We start from the raw sequence: 15,326 nt of genomic DNA on the forward strand, positions 1-15,326 counted from the left end.
AGCGCACCCGTCAAGTATAGTTAAGCGCGCACCACGCACTCAAAAAAAATACCTATGTGGTTTCAGAAAGAGATAAGGTTGCCTGCAGTAAAGCGAGGATTTCATTTAATTACGGACCTCTTAACCGCACAGCTGCCGGAATTAGATAACATAGCAGTTGGCCTGGCGCATGTTTTCATCAAGCACACCTCGGCAAGCCTAACGATAAATGAGAATGCTGACCCCACCGTGCGGCAGGATTTTGAAAGCCACTTTACCCGCATGGTTCCTGAGAACCAACCTTACTACCGGCATACGCTGGAGGGCCCGGATGATATGCCGGCACACCTGAAAGCGGCTTTGCTCGGCACTTCGGTAACCATACCCATCCGGGACGGGGAACTGAACCTGGGTACCTGGCAGGGAATTTACCTCTGCGAGCACCGCGACCATGCCTCCAAACGCACGATCGTTGTTACGCTGCAGGGGGAATAACGGCTGCGTTTACCGCACGATGCTTACCTTCTTAACCACCGTGCCGTTTGTGCTGGTGATGTGCAGGAAATAAACCCCCGGCGAAAAGTCCCGGACATCCATGCGCAACACGCGATCGCGGGCCTCGGCGGTAAACATTACCTGGCCTACGTGGTTCATGAGCTGCACCTGGCGCACCAGAATGCGGGCAGGTTGCTCAATGGTAATAAAGCCTGTGGATGGGTTTGGATAAACAACCAGGTCGTTCACCGTCACATGCACATAATCTGTTTTAACCTCGGTGCTTGTCAGGTTGCCACTAGAAATCGTCAGCTTCACATCATACTTGCCTGGACAGGGGTAGCTCACCACCGGGTCTTTTTCTGTGGAGGTGGCTGGCACGCCGCCCTCAAACTCCCATTGATAAGAGGTGGGCCGTACGCCTGCAGAGGCATTTGCAAAATTAACCTTGCTGCCAGCAAGCACCAGTGTATCGCCGGTAAGGGCGGTTTTAAAGTCAGAGCGCAAGGTGGCGGAGCAGGAAAGCGAGCTGAACAGCGAGCCCCGGGAGGCACTGAGCGCTGCCTGCATACGTTGTGCCTGGCCGGCAGTGAACAGGTTCATGCAGGCATCATCGGTATAGTCCATGTAGTTCTGGTACATGTCGCCGTAAGGTCCGTTATCACAGGATAGTTTGTTGCCCGTTGGGCAGCCCACGTTCTCTTCCAGTTGGTTTGGGGTATCCTCCACCCCGTCAGAATCGTTGCAGGAGGAGCCATTTCCCCATATGTGGCGCAGCCCAAGCCAATGACCTACCTCATGGGTGGCCGTGCGCCCCTGGTTATAGTTCCAGATTACCTTGTTGTAGGGTGGGGCACCTACCGTGGCAAAGTGCAGCACCACGCCATCTGTGGCAGCAGGAGACCCCGGAGGGGCTGCATACCCAAGTATGTTGTCAGAGATGCGGCAGATCCAGATGTTCAGGTACTGGGTCCGGTCCCAGGCATTGATCCCCCCTGAGCTTGAGAACTTCATCTCGTCGGTTAAATAATCAAAGGTGGTCTTGCTGGTGGGTGTGCGGGTGATGCCGTTGGAAGGGTCACCGTTCGGATCGAGGGTGGCCAGGCAGAACTCAATTTCAGTATCCGCTGCGAAGGGTTTGAAATAGGAGGGTGTGTTCGACGCGTCTGCATTTTTTCTGCGGAAGTCAGCATTTAAAATGGCTAATTGCGAGAGTACCTGCTCGTCCGAGATATTCTCGGAGGCAGTGTTGTAGATGACATGGAAAACGACTGGCACTGTAACCGTGGCCTGCCGTTGGTATTGCCCCTGTGGTTTTGTTTGCAGCGCCTGCTCAATAGCCTGTTCGGCCTGTTGCTGCATTTGGGCAAAGTCAGGGTTCTTTTGCAGCAGCTCCTTCACATAGGTCTCTGTGCCACAGTTGCGTCGGGCAGCGGGAGGCGGGGTAAAGGTATCCTGGGCAAAGCAAGCCTGGGGCAGGCAGAAACAGATCAGGAGAAGGAGTAACGTGTGGCGCATATACAGATAAAGCGTAAAAGCAGCCCCAGCTTTTTTAAAAAGAAGGTGCCTGCCTGGCAAGATACTAAATTCGCCGCACTTTTAAGAGTAAGTAGCTTTGTAACAGGCCCTAAAATATTTGCTTACAGGTTAACGTCTACCTGGTAGTGCAAAGAATCGCTGAAGATCAGCTTTTGAACCCCCTGTACGTTGTAATTGGAAATATTGCCCGTGGCCGGGCTGGTTTGCAACTCAATACGCCGGCGGGTATAAAACAAGGGGTTTTTATCCTGCAGTACGGCATTCATTTGCTGCAGCTGACGGTCGGGGGTAACAACCAGGCGCAGGTATTGCACCACGGGCTCGCTATCCGGTATTTTATGGTACTCAATGGCTGTGCTGCCATCTGGCAGCACAGTTTCCTGCTTGGTGTAATACTCTTTCAGGGAGGGGCGGTTCAGGTCAGCCTGGTTGAAAGCCGCCAGTTCATCTTCCCAATCAATGGCGTTGGTCTGTATAGTTTCTGTGGGCTTTTTCTCCGTTCTAACCGACTTAAGTACCATCGGCTTCTCAGAGCTAAGGTACTGCTGCTGCCGTTTCAGGAAGTCTGTCAGGTCATAAGTGGTGCCTTGCTCGTCAGAAACAGGTGGAACAGGCCGTTCGCAGGCTGAAGCGACAACCAGAAGACTTAAAAGAAACAGCGAAAGATGCTTTGCCACAGGCGCGCTTAATTATCGATTAGTGAAACACCATTCATCTCCCCGGGCTTCTCCAATCCCATCAACTCCAGGATCGTTGGTGCCAGGTCTCCTAGTTTACCCGCATGCAGGGTGCCCTTAAAATCGTTGCTCACCAGCACGCAGGGTACCAGATTGGTGGTATGCGCGGTGTTAGGCGTGCCGTCGGGGTTAATCATCATGTCGGCGTTGCCGTGGTCCGCGATTACAAGAATGGCGTAATCATTTTCCAGAGCAGTGCTGATCACCTTTTCTGCGCATTGGTCTACTACCTCGCAGGCTTTTATGGCTGCTTCAAACACACCGGTATGGCCAACCATGTCCGGGTTTGCAAAGTTGAGGCATATAAAGTCAGCGGATTTTTTCTCCAGCTCCGGCACGATGGCATCGCGTATCTCGTAAGCGCTCATCTCGGGCTGCAGGTCGTAGGTGGCAACTTTGGGCGAAGGGCATAGCAAGCGGCTTTCCCCCTCAAACTGGGTTTCGCGCCCTCCTGAGAAGAAAAAAGTAACGTGAGGGTATTTTTCTGTCTCCGCGATCCGAATCTGCTTCCTGCCGGCCTTGGCTAAAACCTCCCCGAGCGTGTTATTCAGGTTATCCTTTTCAAAGATCGGCTCCACGCCTGTAAACGTGTCGTCGTAGTTGGTCATGGTGATGTAGCGCAAGTCAAGTTTGTGCATGTCCTGCTCCGGGAAATCGCGCTGGGTCAGGGCCTGTGTAATTTCGCGCCCCCGATCTGTTCTGAAGTTAAAGCAGATCACCACATCGCCCTCTTTAATCGTGGCAATGGGCTCCTGGTTATCGTTTACCTTCACGATTGGTTTGATAAACTCATCCGTAACCCCCTCCTTGTAAGACTCCAGCATCGACTGGATGAGGTTCTGAGAGGGTTTGCCCTGTCCTTTCACCAGCAGGTCATAGGCCAGTTTTACGCGTTCCCATCGGTTGTCGCGGTCCATGGCATAGTATCGGCCTACTATGGAGGCGATGGTGCCGGTGGTGTTCTCGAGGTGTTGCTCTAAGGTGTTGATGTATTTCACGCCGCCTTTGGGGTCGGTGTCGCGGCCGTCGGTAAAAGCATGGATATACACCTCCTGCAGCCCCTGGTCGGAGGCGGCGGTGCAAAGGGCTTTTAAATGATCAATGTGCGAGTGCACGCCGCCATCAGAAAGCAGCCCGATCAGGTGCACCGGCTTTTTGTTTTCCTGGGCGTACGTGTATGCGTTCGCCAGGGCAGGCAAGGTGCGCAATTTATGGTCTGCTATCGCTTTGTTGATGCGAACCAGGTCCTGGTACACTACGCGGCCGGCGCCTATGTTCATGTGCCCCACCTCGGAGTTGCCCATTTGCCCATCGGGCAAGCCAACCGCCTCGCCCGATGCCTGGAGCTGAGTAGTGGGATACTTCTCCATGATGCCGTCTATAAAAGGTGTTCTGGCATGTTTGATCGCTGAAACTTTCGGATCAGTGGTGATGCCCCATCCATCTAAAATCACTAAGAGAACCTTTTTATCCATGCTGCAAATATAGTTATAATCTTTCAATGGCTGTTTAAAGCCTTTTGGCGCTGTTGCTCCAGTAACGGCTACTGCTAAAGCCAGCTTTTGGTTTTTAATCTATACTGATTGTACGTGAGTAAGTGCATTTTTCTTATCTTTAGATGATACCTGCTGCTCTGCAGCACAATCAACCGGGCGTGGTACTATGTGGCATAGTTTTAGCTAATAGTATGGCAAGATTACAAACATGATTTATGAAAAACCTTAAACACATTGCAGTAGTATTTTCGTTGTTGGTCGCCGCTATGTTTTTTGCAACCGGGCAGGTGATGGGCCAGGGCGATGCCATGGGCGGCGTAAAGTCGGCTATTAAAATGGGTTCCTCTAAAGACCTGGCCCGGAACTTTAACAGCGTAGTTGAGATTACATTAGACGGAGGGGAGGCTACTAACTACAGCAGCACACAGGCTGAGTTTGTGATGAAGAACTTTTTCAGCAAGAATCCTCCCCTCGATTTTTCCTATAGCCACCAGGGAACATCAGACAAAGGGCAACGTTATGCGATTGGTACCTATGCCTCAAAAGGCGGAACGTATACTGTGCTTGTGCGCATGAAGGACTCGGGAGGCAAGTATTTGATCCAATCCATGAACTTTATCAAAGATTAAAAAGATAATAATGAGATTTTTAAGAAGGCTCGGGGTTTATACCGAGCCTTTTTTTATTTTTGCACCGTGAAACCGACATACCTGACCGAAAAAAGTATAAGCGAGTTTATTTCGCTGGCCCTGGCCGAAGATGTAAGAGACGGCGACCATTCCTCGCTCGCCTCCATTCCGGAGAGCGCGCAAAACCAGGCGCACCTGCTGGTAAAAGGGGAAGGCATACTGGCAGGCGTAGAGCTGGCGGGTTATATTTTTCGTGCCGTGGACCCCAATCTGCGCGTGGATGTGCTGTTGCAGGATGGCGCACCAATAAAATATGGAGATGTGGCCTTTACTTTAAAAGGCAAGGCGCAAGCCATACTTACTGCAGAGCGCCTGGTGCTTAATTGCATGCAGCGCATGAGTGGCATAGCCACTTACACGCACTACCTGGCCAGCCTGATAGAGGGCACGGGAGCCAAACTGCTGGATACCCGCAAAACAACCCCTAACTTCCGGATAATGGAGAAATGGGCCGTGCTGATTGGCGGAGGGCATAATCACCGTTTCGGTTTGTTCGATATGATCATGCTGAAGGATAACCATGTGGATTATGCAGGCGGCATCCGGGAGGCAATTACAGCCACACAGCGCTACCTGAAAGAGAAGGGCAAAGACCTGCGCATTGAGGTGGAAACGCGTAACCTGGCCGAGGTGCAGCAGGTGCTCGATACCGGCGGCGTGCACCGCATTATGCTCGACAACATGACCCCGGACACAATGAGGGAAGCAGTGGCCATGATCGGTGGGCGGTACGAAACAGAAGCCTCGGGTGGGATAACGGAAGAAACCATTCGTGCTGTGGCAGCATGCGGCGTTGATTATATTTCGGTAGGTGCCTTAACGCATTCTATCAAGAGTATAGACCTCAGCTTAAAGGCATACTAAAAAGTAAAAGCGTACTTGCATTTATAAAGCCAGTGCGCCCCCTGACATTCTCTTTATAGCCAAGGCCGGAGAGTAGGAAGAGAACAGCGAATCTTATTAAAACTAATATGCAGCAACCAAACCAAAGAGGTCACCGGATGCAACAGGGCGCAGCCCCAGGAGCCATCCGCACAAAAAAGTACCAGTTAGATAAAGATCTGTTTACCAAAATCGCGGTAACGCAGGTATGGCGAACTGAATGGTGGTACGCCCTGATTCCACTGGTTATTTTACTGATACCCGCCATCTTCAGTTTTTCGTGGTGGTGGGTGACGATAGCCGTGGTGGTAACATTGCTGTTTGTGCTGCTGCGCTCGGCACAGGTAATGGGCGTAACGCGTGTGGAGCAAGGCAATGTGCTGTTCGAGAAACTTACCTATGAGATCGATAACCGCCAGATACTTATGAAGCGCAACGAGCGCGAAGGCATGGCACTCACCTGGGACATGATCCAGAAAGCCCAGCGAAGGGATGATGCCTTTATGCTGTGGCTGAAGCCTCCAACAGCCGATCAGTTGCCCGGAGGCTGGAAAGGCTGGGTGGCCCGTACGTTTCAGGCCCCTGTTTTCATCCTGCTTCCCTACCGCATCTTCAACAGCCAGAACGATATAAAGCTGATGGAAAGCATTTTGCGAAGGAAAAGCCTGGGCGCTTAGTACAACAAAAACCTTTGCCTGAGATTTAAGCGTAATTAAATAAGAGTCAGGGTATCGCGGTTTGTGTGAATGCGCGGCACCTATAACCCTAAGTATAAAACCAATAAAGATGAATAAGAACGTAACAGCAGTTTTTGCCGTTGTTTGTGGGCTGTTTATGACTGCCTGCGATACCCCAAAAGATCTGAGACCAGGTGAGAAAGTATCTACAGAGATGGTTGCCCCCGGCACGCGCGATACTTACAACGTTTCGGATGCAGGTGGCGCCGAGGTAGCACATGGCGCGGTGCAGCACAGTAAGGTAGAACACGAAGAGGTAATGCCAGACGCTGACCTGGGGGGAAATTCCATTCAACCGGGTGATAGCATATTAGAAGTGACGGAGACAAACAGCAAAGCCGGCGCTGAGCAGCACTAGTCCGACACCATATACAAAGGGGCCTGACGCTACTCAAAAGTGTCAGGCCCCTTTATTTTGGCTGAGGCCGTGGATAGCCGCCTTCAAATAAATCGGCTATATTTGCAACACTATTGCTTTTACCTAATTCATGGCACAACAGGAAGTAGAGTGGTTTAGTACCTGGTTCGATTCGCCGTACTACCATATATTGTACAAAGATCGTGACCTGCAGGAAGCCCGGTTGTTTATTGACAACCTCCTCGCCTACCTGCATCCTAAAGCAAACGATAAGTTACTGGACCTTGCCTGCGGCAAAGGCCGCCATTCTGTGTATCTGAACCAGAAGGGCTACGATGTGACAGGCATCGACCTGTCTGAGCAGAGCATTGCTTACGCCCGGCAGTTTGAGAACGAGCGCCTCCATTTCGATGAGCATGACATGCGGCTGGTATACAAGCCGGAGCATTTCGATTTTATATTGAACCTGTTCACCAGCTTTGGGTATTTCGATAACGAAACCGAGAATGTGGTTGCCTTGCGCGCCACCGCCGAAACCCTGAAGCATGGCGGCAAGCTGGTGATCGACTTCATGAACACCAACAGGATCATTGAGGAACTGGTGGCAACGGAAGAAAAAGAGGTGCAGGGCATCACATTCCGGATCACGCGAAAACTCGAGAACGACTTTATCGTTAAAACGATCCGCTTTCACGATAAAGGGGAGGAGTTTCATTTTGAGGAGCGCGTGCGTGCCTTACGGGAAGAAGACTTTATGGAGTATTTCAGTATGACGCAGCTGCGGCTCGTGGAAGTATTCGGAGACTATCACCTGAACCCCTACCACCGGCAAACCAGTGACCGGATGATCTTTGTACTCAAGAAATAAGCCAGCGGCATGTTAATAGCTATCCTTGCATTATTTTTCACTGTCGTTTTATCGGGTTTTCTTGTAAAAGTGTTTCCGCCCCATAGCTCGAAGTGGCTTAAAATGGCACTGGCATTTAGCGGGGCTTACCTGTTTACCATCACCATCATTCATTTATTGCCCGATGTGCTGGCTGGCAGTGCAGACAAAACGTATGGGGTCGGGTACTGGGTGCTGGCGGGCTTTTTCCTGCAGTTAGTGCTGGAGCTCTTTTCGCATGGCGTGGAGCACGGGCACATACACCACCATGACCAGGGGCGATTGGGCTCCATGCCCTTCCTGCTGCTGGGGTCTTTGTTTGTGCATTCGTTTTTAGAGGGCAGCATACTGGTAGAGCAACGTTTTACCGAGGCGGCAGGGCATGTGCATAGCACAAGCAATAATTTCTATGTCGTGCTGCTGGGCATAGCCCTGCACCATATCCCGGCAGCCTTCGCTTTAATGTCGGTGCTGCTGGTGCGGCTCGAGAACTTCAGGAAAGCGTTTATATGGCTGCTCATTTTTGCCTTGGGCTCTCCTTTGGGCATTGTTTTCAGCAACCTGGTGCTCGGCCAGGAGGCCCCTGACGGCCTGGTATACACAGCGCTTACGGGCCTGGTGGCCGGTAATTTCCTGCACATTTCCACCACCATACTTTTCGAGACCAGCCCGGACCACCATTTTAACCGGAACAAACTGGTGGCAACCTTACTCGGCCTTCTGCTGGCATTGGCAAGCGACTTTGTATAACACAGTCCCACCCACCAGCATCATTTATACTTGTCTTATTCCTGGGTTGCTGTTTGGCTCACTGCTTTCAGCACTTGTTGCCTTAACTGCAACTGAGCAGGCGTTGCCGCGTCGTTTTCCTCCAGCACGAAAGTGAGATCTACTGCTTGCTGTGTTGGAGTAAAAGCCTTGGTATACTTTTGGTTCTGCCGGATATAGGAAACCTCTACGGCGTCCTTTGTTTTTACCTCAAGCAATGGCTTCAGGAGTTGGTAGATGTTGTCTTCGGTTAGCGGCACCCCGTTAACGGCATACAGAATGTCATACTTTTTAAGGCCAAAAGCATTGTTCATAGGCGCCGCTATCCAGAAAAACTTTCGGAGTTTCTCAAATCCTAGCCTGAACTCCCCGAATGTATACTTTGTGCCGGGCTTTTTATCCGTAAAGGCCCACCCGATTTTATGATAGTACTCCGCGTAAGGCAAGGGGGTGTTGCCAGTTACGTAGGCGTCAAAGAACTCACGTACCTCAGGGGCAGTGTGTGCCACGATCACCTCTATCAACTCATCGTCTTTAAAAGGTTTGTTGGGGCCGTATGTTTTCGAAAGATCGAGCAGCAGCTCCCGCAACCCTTGGCGGCCATGGCTCAGCTCCTTTAAGCGGATGTCGAGCAGGAAGCCGATCAGGGCCCCTTTCTGATACACGTTATTATACATTTCCTGGTACGCAGGCGCTATGATGCGGCGGCTCATCTCCGTAAACGAGACGTCGGGGTATTTGCTGCCCTCCCGCATTTTTCCCATCATCTCCTCCTGAAACGTTGCATAGCTTTTAAGGCCCTCGTGCAACTGTACCAACTGCGAAAAGTACTCGGTTACGCCCTCATACAGCCAGAGGTGCTGCGAAAGTTTTGGGTCTTTAAAATCGAAAAACTCAATTTCTTCGCTATGTACATTCAGGGGCGTGAGGATGTGCAGAAATTCATGTGAGGCCACGTCAAGCACCATGCTGCGCAGGTCTTCGCCGGTTTGCTCGGGCAGAAAATAAACAGAGCTGTAAGAATGCTCCAGTGCGCCAAAACCGCCGAACCGGGTAATTTTTTTATCTGATAGCTGCGGAAAGTACATGATGAACTGGTACCGCTCCACTGGCATGCCATCGAAAAAATTATGCAGCGCGGTTGCCAAAGGTTTTATCATTTCCCGCACAGCGGCAGCCTTTACCAGGCCGGTTTCTGAATGCACCGCCACCGATACTGTGGTGGCGCCTATGCTAAAACTGGCGGTGTCGGGCAGGCTGTACATAACCGGCGCATCGGCCAGGCGCACATAGTCTGCCGCATGTAGCTCATCCAGCTCCGGGTTTACGTGGGTTACGGGCAACGATGTGGCAGCCCACAGGTGCGCAGGCTTCTGTATCTGAATGGTATAAGGCAGCATTTTGTAGCCCTCCAGGTAGCCGTAAAAACCAAAGTGGTTCACCATAAAGCTCTTGTTGGCCTCAATATTGGTGCCCCCTGGCTGAAATATGTAATTATCGTCCTTGGCCACATCCCATGTATCATCCACAAGGTACTCGATGCGATCCAGCTTATTGGCACGCTCAATTACAAAGAGGTTTTTGTTCTGCTGCGTTGTTTTTAGCTTCCTGCCTTTGGCATCGTACGCCTTGAATTTGCTGATAAAACGGCCATAGTCTTTTTGGGCATACGAGCCAGGAATTACACTCGGAATGATATAGGTTATCTGGCTTTCCCTTATTTGGGGCAGATGCACCACTACTTTCACCTTGTCGTCGGTAACATGTTTCAGATCGAGGTTGATGCGGTAAGCATCCTCCTGCGCTTTGGATGTATGGGATACCAGGAGCAGGGCAGCCAGTAAAAAAAGGCTTGTTAGCTGGTGAGGAAAGTTAAGTTTGCTGGCCATGATGAGGAAATTGTAAGGTGTTAAAGATACTGAAAAATGGGAATATGCTGTAGACGGCAGTGTGGTTACCCGCCTCAGCGGCACACAAAGAAACAGGCCAAAGCAATTAGCTGTGGCCTGTTAACACTTAAACACAAACATGGGAATTTTGTATTACACCCTTGGTAAGAGGCTTATGCAAAAACAACTAACACCAGCGCAATATGTTTTAAACAAGTTGCGCTAAAATTGCCGTTAAAAGCAAGTAGTAAGAAATTACAGAATGGTGGAGAGCAGTGTAGCAACCAGTGCCTTGATCGTAATAACTACAGCACTTGAACTTGGTGATGCTTCTGACTCATCTTCCTCAGAAAAGAAAGCGCTTCTAAAGTAAGCAATGGGGCTGGCGAGCACCTCTGCATCATAAACAGATTTTTCGTGCGGTTTGGTAGCAGCTTTCACCTTAGGCTTGACATTTTTCGTGTCATCGGTGCTAATATCTGCAGCGTTGGACTGTGGAGCAGCCTGCTGTGTTATTCCGGTGCTGTTGCTGTTCTCGTGAGAATAAGTAACGGGTGCAACAAATAGGCAAAATAGCGTTAGTATAGCTATTAGCACATGATTACCTACACTTTTCCACAGTTTACTCATAGGCCAAAGTAACTAATATTTTTATGTAAATCAAAATATTTTTGGTATAATTTAGAGAACGTCTTGTTTAATTTGGTAAACGAGGCTAAACATATAATATTGTGTATATACTATTAATTTTACCTTCTAGCAGCGCTTTTTACAACCTTCATCTTAATGGGCACCACGCCGGCTTTGGTAGAACCTATTCGTCTGGCCGCTGCTTCTGATAAATCAACTATTCTGCCTTTAACAAAAGGCCCTCGGTCAGTTATCTTAACTTTTACCGTTTTATGCGACTGTAAGTTGGTTACTTTCACCTTTGTGCCAAATGGCAACGTTTTATGGGCGGCCGTTAATTTGCCACGCCTGTACGGTTGGCCGTTAGCCATTTGCCGGCCCTGCAACTTCGGGCTATAGTAAGATGCCCGGCCCTCCTCGGTATAACCGCGCTCACCAAAAGCCGGTGCCGAGCCCACGCAGGAACTCAAACACGCAGCAAGTAAAAAGAGCAAGGCCGAACCGCGAAAGAAACGAGTTAAAATTTTACAAGTGAAAAAAAGATGCATCGTAATAATATTTAAATCATGGAGGCCAAGGTGCCGGTAAAAAGTCGGATTTCATAACTTAACCTTTCCACAGGAACATCCTCCAATGGGTGTTTTGTGGCAGGCAGCACCAGCAGCCGCGCATTTGGTAAAAGCTGGAAGGCCCAATGGGTTTCAGCTAAGCTCACCATGTGGTCCCGATCACCGACTGCTACCTGCACGGGCACGCGCAGACCTGGTAAATTCTGAGGCGTAAGGGAAGGGCTTTCGCCTAGTAGTCGCATCATTTCTGCCGTTTTGTGTACCACTTGCTTCCAGTCTTGGGGGGCATGCCGTGTGGCGAGCAACTGCGCGAACTGGGGCACTTTCTCCGCTATCTTTTCTGGCAACAGCCGACTGGCTTCCTGCGCAGCGACCTCCGCAGACCAGGCAAACTTTGTTGCCAGGGTAAAAATGCTGATCACACGCTCCGGATACTGCTGGGCAAAAATTAACGCGGCGTATCCTCCCATGCTATAGCCAAATACATGCACCTGATCCAAGCCTTCCCGGTCTAAGAAGTTTAGTATGTTTTGGGCAAACAAGTGCATGCTAAATGGCTGCTCAGGGAGTGCGTGGCCGCCATGCCCTGCAAAATCGAGGGTAAAGACGTGGTAATGCCCATCAAGTTCTGCTCGAAGCGCACCAAACATGGCGCGGGCGCCCAAAGCTCCGTGCAACAGCAGCAGGTTGTCCATCGCTAACAGTTTTTGCGGTAAAAAAAATACACCAGACAAGATATCGGCTTTGCACCAAGGTAGTTTAGTATGGCGTGTACTACTGCCTGATCTGATAGTTGTAGACCTCCATAGCCTGCGTCAGCTTATCTTTCTGAAAGAGGTTGATCACAAACTGAGCGCCCAACACCCCTACCCCGGCATACATTAAAGGGGATAGTTTTACGCCTGTGTTGGGGTCAGCAGAGTTATTAAGAGAACTTAGCGTGCCAGCCGCCAACAAACCAACACCAAGTATAGATACGCCGGTATTAATCAGCTTGTCTCTTCTGTACTTACCCAGTATATCCATACTGGCGGCATTATCAGCCAATGCCTGCTGCAAGTTGTTAAAGTCCAGAAGGTACAGTGGCCCGTCATCTTTCGAGAAAAAATAAATACGCTTCCGGTTGGTGCGCGGGGCCCCGTATCCATAGGGCGAATAGCCCCCGTAGCCATAATCATATACTGTCCGGGAAGTATAGAATTTGTCAATGCGGGGGCCATCGAGCAAGCGCTTGGCAAAGTCGTCATAACTGTTGCCTGCCTCTACACGTGCAAAGTATCCATCTTCGTTTTGGTAAGCTGCCACCATGCTTGGGTTATATTTCAGGGAGTCGTTCAGCAGGAAATGGTTTGTCTTAAAAAGCGGCGACTTCAGCTGTATCCTATTCGCATAAATGATCTCCCCATTCTGGAGCTGTATGTAATATCTGCCTGGTTGGCTGTTTCCGGTTTGCGCGGATGCTGCAGCGCTTACCAGTAAGCAAAGCAGCCATAAGTAAATGTTCCGTTTCATTTTCAAAAACAAGTATAAGCAGGTGTTCCTGCGGTTTTTAATAGATAAAGAAAAGCATGACCACCATGCCCACCAGCGCCAGGTATACCCAACGCATAAGCTGGCGCCGATGTTTGCTGGGCACCAGGTTGCTGGTTAACATCACAACGAACAAAAGGCACAAAATGTATAGCAGTATGAACGTTACGGCCTTTACCCAGTTAGGAATTACCGTATTCTCGGCTTGCAGCTGGTTGGTATTGCCCATGCCAGAGAGCAGCCATTGCAGCCCCAGGAAAACAACCGTCTCAAATATAATAAAATAAAAGAGCCAGCTCATCCAGCTATATTTCCCGTTGTTGCTCATACGCAAATCCTGACTATGTAAGCAGGCACCTAGTTAAGTAAAAATATCTGTATTCTGTAAAAAACTGTCATGCCAGTCTGTTATGCAAGCTTACCATTTAACAACCTAATATTACGAAGTTAAATCCAGTTGCCTCTATTTTGATATAACCTAAAAGGTAATCCTTTTGAAAAACCGTAGCCTTAAGCAACTTGCCCGGTTGCCCCTTCTAGGCTTGCTTAAATATAAGCATATTTAGATGTAAATAAATAAGTGAAATTGTTATGATTATAAGAAGAATCTGATGGTACAACTACAGGTTAATGAAACAAAATAGACCTATAACCCCGTTAAAATACCAGACAGGTGTTGGAATATGAGGTTATTAAAGAACATAAAGTTGGATAATTATAAATATTATCATGGTATAGAACCCCGTAAGATCTTCAGTATAGGATATGAAGATCTTACGACGCTTATTTTTTACCAGGATAAGAGCGACCATTATACGCTAGTGGTTTCAAAGGATGACGACCCTCCCCTGATCCTGGAAAAAGATATTTCCAGGGCTGAAGCATTTAAACTAATGAATACCCGGCTGTAAAACAGCCGGGTATTCATTTGCCCTTTCTTAAAATACTACAGCTTTCCGCTTCCTCTGCATTTTCACTTGAAGTTTTAAGTGCACTTTGGCACCTTTTTAGTTAATACAGACATTATAGAAGTGCCAAAGAAAACTTTACACCTATGTCTGATCAAAATGTTATGGCAGATGTGAATCACGTGGAGCACATGTTTCTGCATGTTGAAAGCAGCGACATGGAGTGCGTGATGAACATTGCGGGTCACCCGTACCGATTACGGGAGCTGATTTTTATGATGATTCAGAACAGTTGTTCTGTAAAACAAACCTCAGCTGAGTTGTATAACACCTTTATTTATGACAAGGAAACTGTGGAGATACACGATTTCCTGACATCCATTATAAAAGCCAGGTTTATAAATTAACCCTTCTCCTCTTTTTAGTTCTTTGCCTTAATTGCATGTTAAAGCAGCATGCTGCTGGTGCTGTGTTTTGCCGAATCTATAACGTTGGCTTTTGCAGGTGCGTACAGTAAGGCATAACCAAACTAACACAACTATGAAATTAAACGCAACAATCACACTATTGGCAGCCGCTGGCTTACTGGCAAGCTGCAACGAGGTAAAAGAAGATAAAGTGGACAGTGCCGCCGAAGTACGCGAGATTGCGACAGAGGATACGGCCGTGATGTACAGTGAAGACGCCCTGAACGGAGGTGTTCTGGAGGCGGATGAGGAGGAGTTTAAAGAAGTGGACTTCAATGCCCCCGCTATCGAGAATCCAGCGCTACGTGCTGAGAACATAGAATTACGGGGCTCTGAGGGATACCGTATTTATGCCGTTGGCGAAGACATTATGTTTGATCTGGACAAAGCGCAGATCAGGCCAAGTGGGGTGAAAAAACTGCAGGCAATCGCCAGTGCCCTTAAAAAAGAAAATAAAGAAGGTATGATCAGGGTGTATGGCTTTACAGATGCGTTGGCCAGCAAAGACTATAACAAAGCGTTAGCCATGGAACGGGCCAAAGCAGTGGAAGACTGGCTGCAAAACAATAGCGGACTTGATGCCTCGCGCATGAAATTGGTGCCTGTTGGTGAAAATATGTTTGAAGCTACCAACCAGACTGCCCGGGGAAGACAGCAGAACCGGCGCGTGGAAGTGGTTTTTGTTGAGAAATAGGCCTATGCGCACGAACTTGGTGCTTTAGAGTTTACTGTGTTTACAGACAGTAAAGCCAGGCAATTATTTATTA

General features: G+C 49.2%; 19 protein-coding genes. 10 read left to right on the plus strand and 9 right to left on the minus strand.

Annotated elements, in window-relative coordinates:
* The first annotated feature begins 54 nt into the window (after positions 1-54).
* The gene (locus tag AC4BAN_RS06740) at positions 55-474 is read left to right on the plus strand and encodes a secondary thiamine-phosphate synthase enzyme YjbQ (RefSeq protein ID WP_490563622.1); all 420 of its coding nucleotides are present in this window, start codon (positions 55-57) and stop codon (positions 472-474) included.
* A 9-nt stretch (positions 475-483) separates the two neighbouring features.
* On the opposite strand, the gene AC4BAN_RS06745 is transcribed toward AC4BAN_RS06740, so the two are convergent.
* From AC4BAN_RS06745 to gpmI, 3 genes are all read right to left on the minus strand, one after another.
* On the minus strand, positions 484-1,992 hold the full coding sequence (locus tag AC4BAN_RS06745; RefSeq protein ID WP_490563623.1) for a M43 family zinc metalloprotease: 1,509 nt from the start codon (positions 1,990-1,992) through the stop codon (positions 484-486).
* Positions 1,993-2,114: 122 nt separating this feature from the next.
* Positions 2,115-2,690 (minus strand): hypothetical protein, encoded by a 576-nt coding sequence (locus tag AC4BAN_RS06750; RefSeq protein WP_490563624.1) that lies wholly within the window; start codon positions 2,688-2,690, stop codon positions 2,115-2,117.
* Positions 2,691-2,698: 8 nt separating this feature from the next.
* On the minus strand, positions 2,699-4,225 hold the full coding sequence (gene gpmI / locus AC4BAN_RS06755) for a 2,3-bisphosphoglycerate-independent phosphoglycerate mutase (protein ID WP_490563625.1): 1,527 nt from the start codon (positions 4,223-4,225) through the stop codon (positions 2,699-2,701).
* A gap of 236 nt (positions 4,226-4,461) precedes the next feature.
* On the opposite strand from gpmI, the gene AC4BAN_RS06760 reads away from it, so the two are divergent.
* The 6 genes from AC4BAN_RS06760 to AC4BAN_RS06785 all read left to right on the plus strand — a co-directional run bounded on the left by AC4BAN_RS06760 (position 4,462) and on the right by AC4BAN_RS06785 (position 8,548).
* Complete coding sequence (locus AC4BAN_RS06760; protein WP_490563626.1) at positions 4,462-4,875, plus strand: DUF4783 domain-containing protein; 414 nt, start codon at positions 4,462-4,464, stop codon at positions 4,873-4,875.
* A 66-nt stretch (positions 4,876-4,941) separates the two neighbouring features.
* The gene (gene nadC, locus AC4BAN_RS06765; protein ID WP_490563627.1) at positions 4,942-5,799 is read left to right on the plus strand and encodes a carboxylating nicotinate-nucleotide diphosphorylase; all 858 of its coding nucleotides are present in this window, start codon (positions 4,942-4,944) and stop codon (positions 5,797-5,799) included.
* 107 nt (positions 5,800-5,906) lie between these two features.
* The gene (locus AC4BAN_RS06770; protein ID WP_490563628.1) at positions 5,907-6,494 is read left to right on the plus strand and encodes a hypothetical protein; all 588 of its coding nucleotides are present in this window, start codon (positions 5,907-5,909) and stop codon (positions 6,492-6,494) included.
* A 109-nt stretch (positions 6,495-6,603) separates the two neighbouring features.
* Positions 6,604-6,912: a hypothetical protein gene (locus AC4BAN_RS06775; protein ID WP_490563629.1), complete on the plus strand. Its 309-nt coding sequence runs from the start codon at positions 6,604-6,606 to the stop codon at positions 6,910-6,912.
* A 130-nt stretch (positions 6,913-7,042) separates the two neighbouring features.
* Positions 7,043-7,780: a class I SAM-dependent methyltransferase gene (locus AC4BAN_RS06780; RefSeq protein WP_490563630.1), complete on the plus strand. Its 738-nt coding sequence runs from the start codon at positions 7,043-7,045 to the stop codon at positions 7,778-7,780.
* A 102-nt stretch (positions 7,781-7,882) separates the two neighbouring features.
* Entirely contained in the window at positions 7,883-8,548 is a 666-nt protein-coding gene (locus AC4BAN_RS06785; protein ID WP_490563631.1) for a ZIP family metal transporter, read from the plus strand.
* 35 nt (positions 8,549-8,583) lie between these two features.
* On the opposite strand, the gene AC4BAN_RS06790 is transcribed toward AC4BAN_RS06785, so the two are convergent.
* From AC4BAN_RS06790 to AC4BAN_RS06815, 6 genes are all read right to left on the minus strand, one after another.
* Positions 8,584-10,455: a M61 family metallopeptidase gene (locus AC4BAN_RS06790; protein ID WP_490563632.1), complete on the minus strand. Its 1,872-nt coding sequence runs from the start codon at positions 10,453-10,455 to the stop codon at positions 8,584-8,586.
* A gap of 255 nt (positions 10,456-10,710) precedes the next feature.
* Positions 10,711-11,085: a hypothetical protein gene (locus AC4BAN_RS06795; protein WP_490563633.1), complete on the minus strand. Its 375-nt coding sequence runs from the start codon at positions 11,083-11,085 to the stop codon at positions 10,711-10,713.
* 119 nt (positions 11,086-11,204) lie between these two features.
* Positions 11,205-11,633 (minus strand): septal ring lytic transglycosylase RlpA family protein, encoded by a 429-nt coding sequence (locus AC4BAN_RS06800; protein ID WP_490563634.1) that lies wholly within the window; start codon positions 11,631-11,633, stop codon positions 11,205-11,207.
* 11 nt (positions 11,634-11,644) lie between these two features.
* Positions 11,645-12,349, minus strand: a complete 705-nt coding sequence (locus AC4BAN_RS06805; RefSeq protein ID WP_490563635.1) for an alpha/beta fold hydrolase — start codon at positions 12,347-12,349, stop codon at positions 11,645-11,647.
* A gap of 79 nt (positions 12,350-12,428) precedes the next feature.
* A complete protein-coding gene (locus AC4BAN_RS06810; protein ID WP_490563636.1) occupies positions 12,429-13,166 on the minus strand; it encodes a hypothetical protein in 738 nt (245 codons plus the stop codon).
* Positions 13,167-13,203: 37 nt separating this feature from the next.
* Positions 13,204-13,512 carry a hypothetical protein gene (locus AC4BAN_RS06815; RefSeq protein ID WP_490563637.1) on the minus strand — a complete coding sequence of 103 codons (309 nt, stop codon included), beginning with the start codon at positions 13,510-13,512 and terminating at the stop codon, positions 13,204-13,206.
* A 379-nt stretch (positions 13,513-13,891) separates the two neighbouring features.
* On the opposite strand from AC4BAN_RS06815, the gene AC4BAN_RS06820 reads away from it, so the two are divergent.
* The 3 genes from AC4BAN_RS06820 to AC4BAN_RS06830 all read left to right on the plus strand — a co-directional run bounded on the left by AC4BAN_RS06820 (position 13,892) and on the right by AC4BAN_RS06830 (position 15,253).
* Positions 13,892-14,095 (plus strand): hypothetical protein, encoded by a 204-nt coding sequence (locus AC4BAN_RS06820; RefSeq protein WP_490563638.1) that lies wholly within the window; start codon positions 13,892-13,894, stop codon positions 14,093-14,095.
* A gap of 143 nt (positions 14,096-14,238) precedes the next feature.
* On the plus strand, positions 14,239-14,499 hold the full coding sequence (locus AC4BAN_RS06825) for a hypothetical protein (protein WP_490563639.1): 261 nt from the start codon (positions 14,239-14,241) through the stop codon (positions 14,497-14,499).
* A gap of 133 nt (positions 14,500-14,632) precedes the next feature.
* Positions 14,633-15,253 (plus strand): OmpA family protein, encoded by a 621-nt coding sequence (locus AC4BAN_RS06830; RefSeq protein ID WP_490563640.1) that lies wholly within the window; start codon positions 14,633-14,635, stop codon positions 15,251-15,253.
* Positions 15,254-15,326: the final 73 nt, after the last annotated feature.

It is taken from the genome of Pontibacter sp. GD13 (assembly GCF_058216355.1).

Coding starts and splice junctions, on each gene's coding strand:
- AC4BAN_RS06740 (WP_490563622.1), top strand. CDS start 55: ATGTGGTTTCAGAAAGAGATAAGGTTGCCTGCAGTAAAGCGAGGATTT.
- AC4BAN_RS06745 (WP_490563623.1), bottom strand. CDS start 1,992: ATGCGCCACACGTTACTCCTTCTCCTGATCTGTTTCTGCCTGCCCCAG.
- gpmI (WP_490563625.1), bottom strand. CDS start 4,225: ATGGATAAAAAGGTTCTCTTAGTGATTTTAGATGGATGGGGCATCACC.
- AC4BAN_RS06760 (WP_490563626.1), top strand. CDS start 4,462: ATGAAAAACCTTAAACACATTGCAGTAGTATTTTCGTTGTTGGTCGCC.
- AC4BAN_RS06770 (WP_490563628.1), top strand. CDS start 5,907: ATGCAGCAACCAAACCAAAGAGGTCACCGGATGCAACAGGGCGCAGCC.
- AC4BAN_RS06775 (WP_490563629.1), top strand. CDS start 6,604: ATGAATAAGAACGTAACAGCAGTTTTTGCCGTTGTTTGTGGGCTGTTT.
- AC4BAN_RS06780 (WP_490563630.1), top strand. CDS start 7,043: ATGGCACAACAGGAAGTAGAGTGGTTTAGTACCTGGTTCGATTCGCCG.
- AC4BAN_RS06785 (WP_490563631.1), top strand. CDS start 7,883: ATGGCACTGGCATTTAGCGGGGCTTACCTGTTTACCATCACCATCATT.
- AC4BAN_RS06790 (WP_490563632.1), bottom strand. CDS start 10,455: ATGGCCAGCAAACTTAACTTTCCTCACCAGCTAACAAGCCTTTTTTTA.
- AC4BAN_RS06795 (WP_490563633.1), bottom strand. CDS start 11,085: ATGAGTAAACTGTGGAAAAGTGTAGGTAATCATGTGCTAATAGCTATA.
- AC4BAN_RS06800 (WP_490563634.1), bottom strand. CDS start 11,633: ATGCATCTTTTTTTCACTTGTAAAATTTTAACTCGTTTCTTTCGCGGT.
- AC4BAN_RS06805 (WP_490563635.1), bottom strand. CDS start 12,349: ATGGACAACCTGCTGCTGTTGCACGGAGCTTTGGGCGCCCGCGCCATG.
- AC4BAN_RS06810 (WP_490563636.1), bottom strand. CDS start 13,166: ATGAAACGGAACATTTACTTATGGCTGCTTTGCTTACTGGTAAGCGCT.
- AC4BAN_RS06815 (WP_490563637.1), bottom strand. CDS start 13,512: ATGAGCAACAACGGGAAATATAGCTGGATGAGCTGGCTCTTTTATTTT.
- AC4BAN_RS06825 (WP_490563639.1), top strand. CDS start 14,239: ATGTCTGATCAAAATGTTATGGCAGATGTGAATCACGTGGAGCACATG.
- AC4BAN_RS06830 (WP_490563640.1), top strand. CDS start 14,633: ATGAAATTAAACGCAACAATCACACTATTGGCAGCCGCTGGCTTACTG.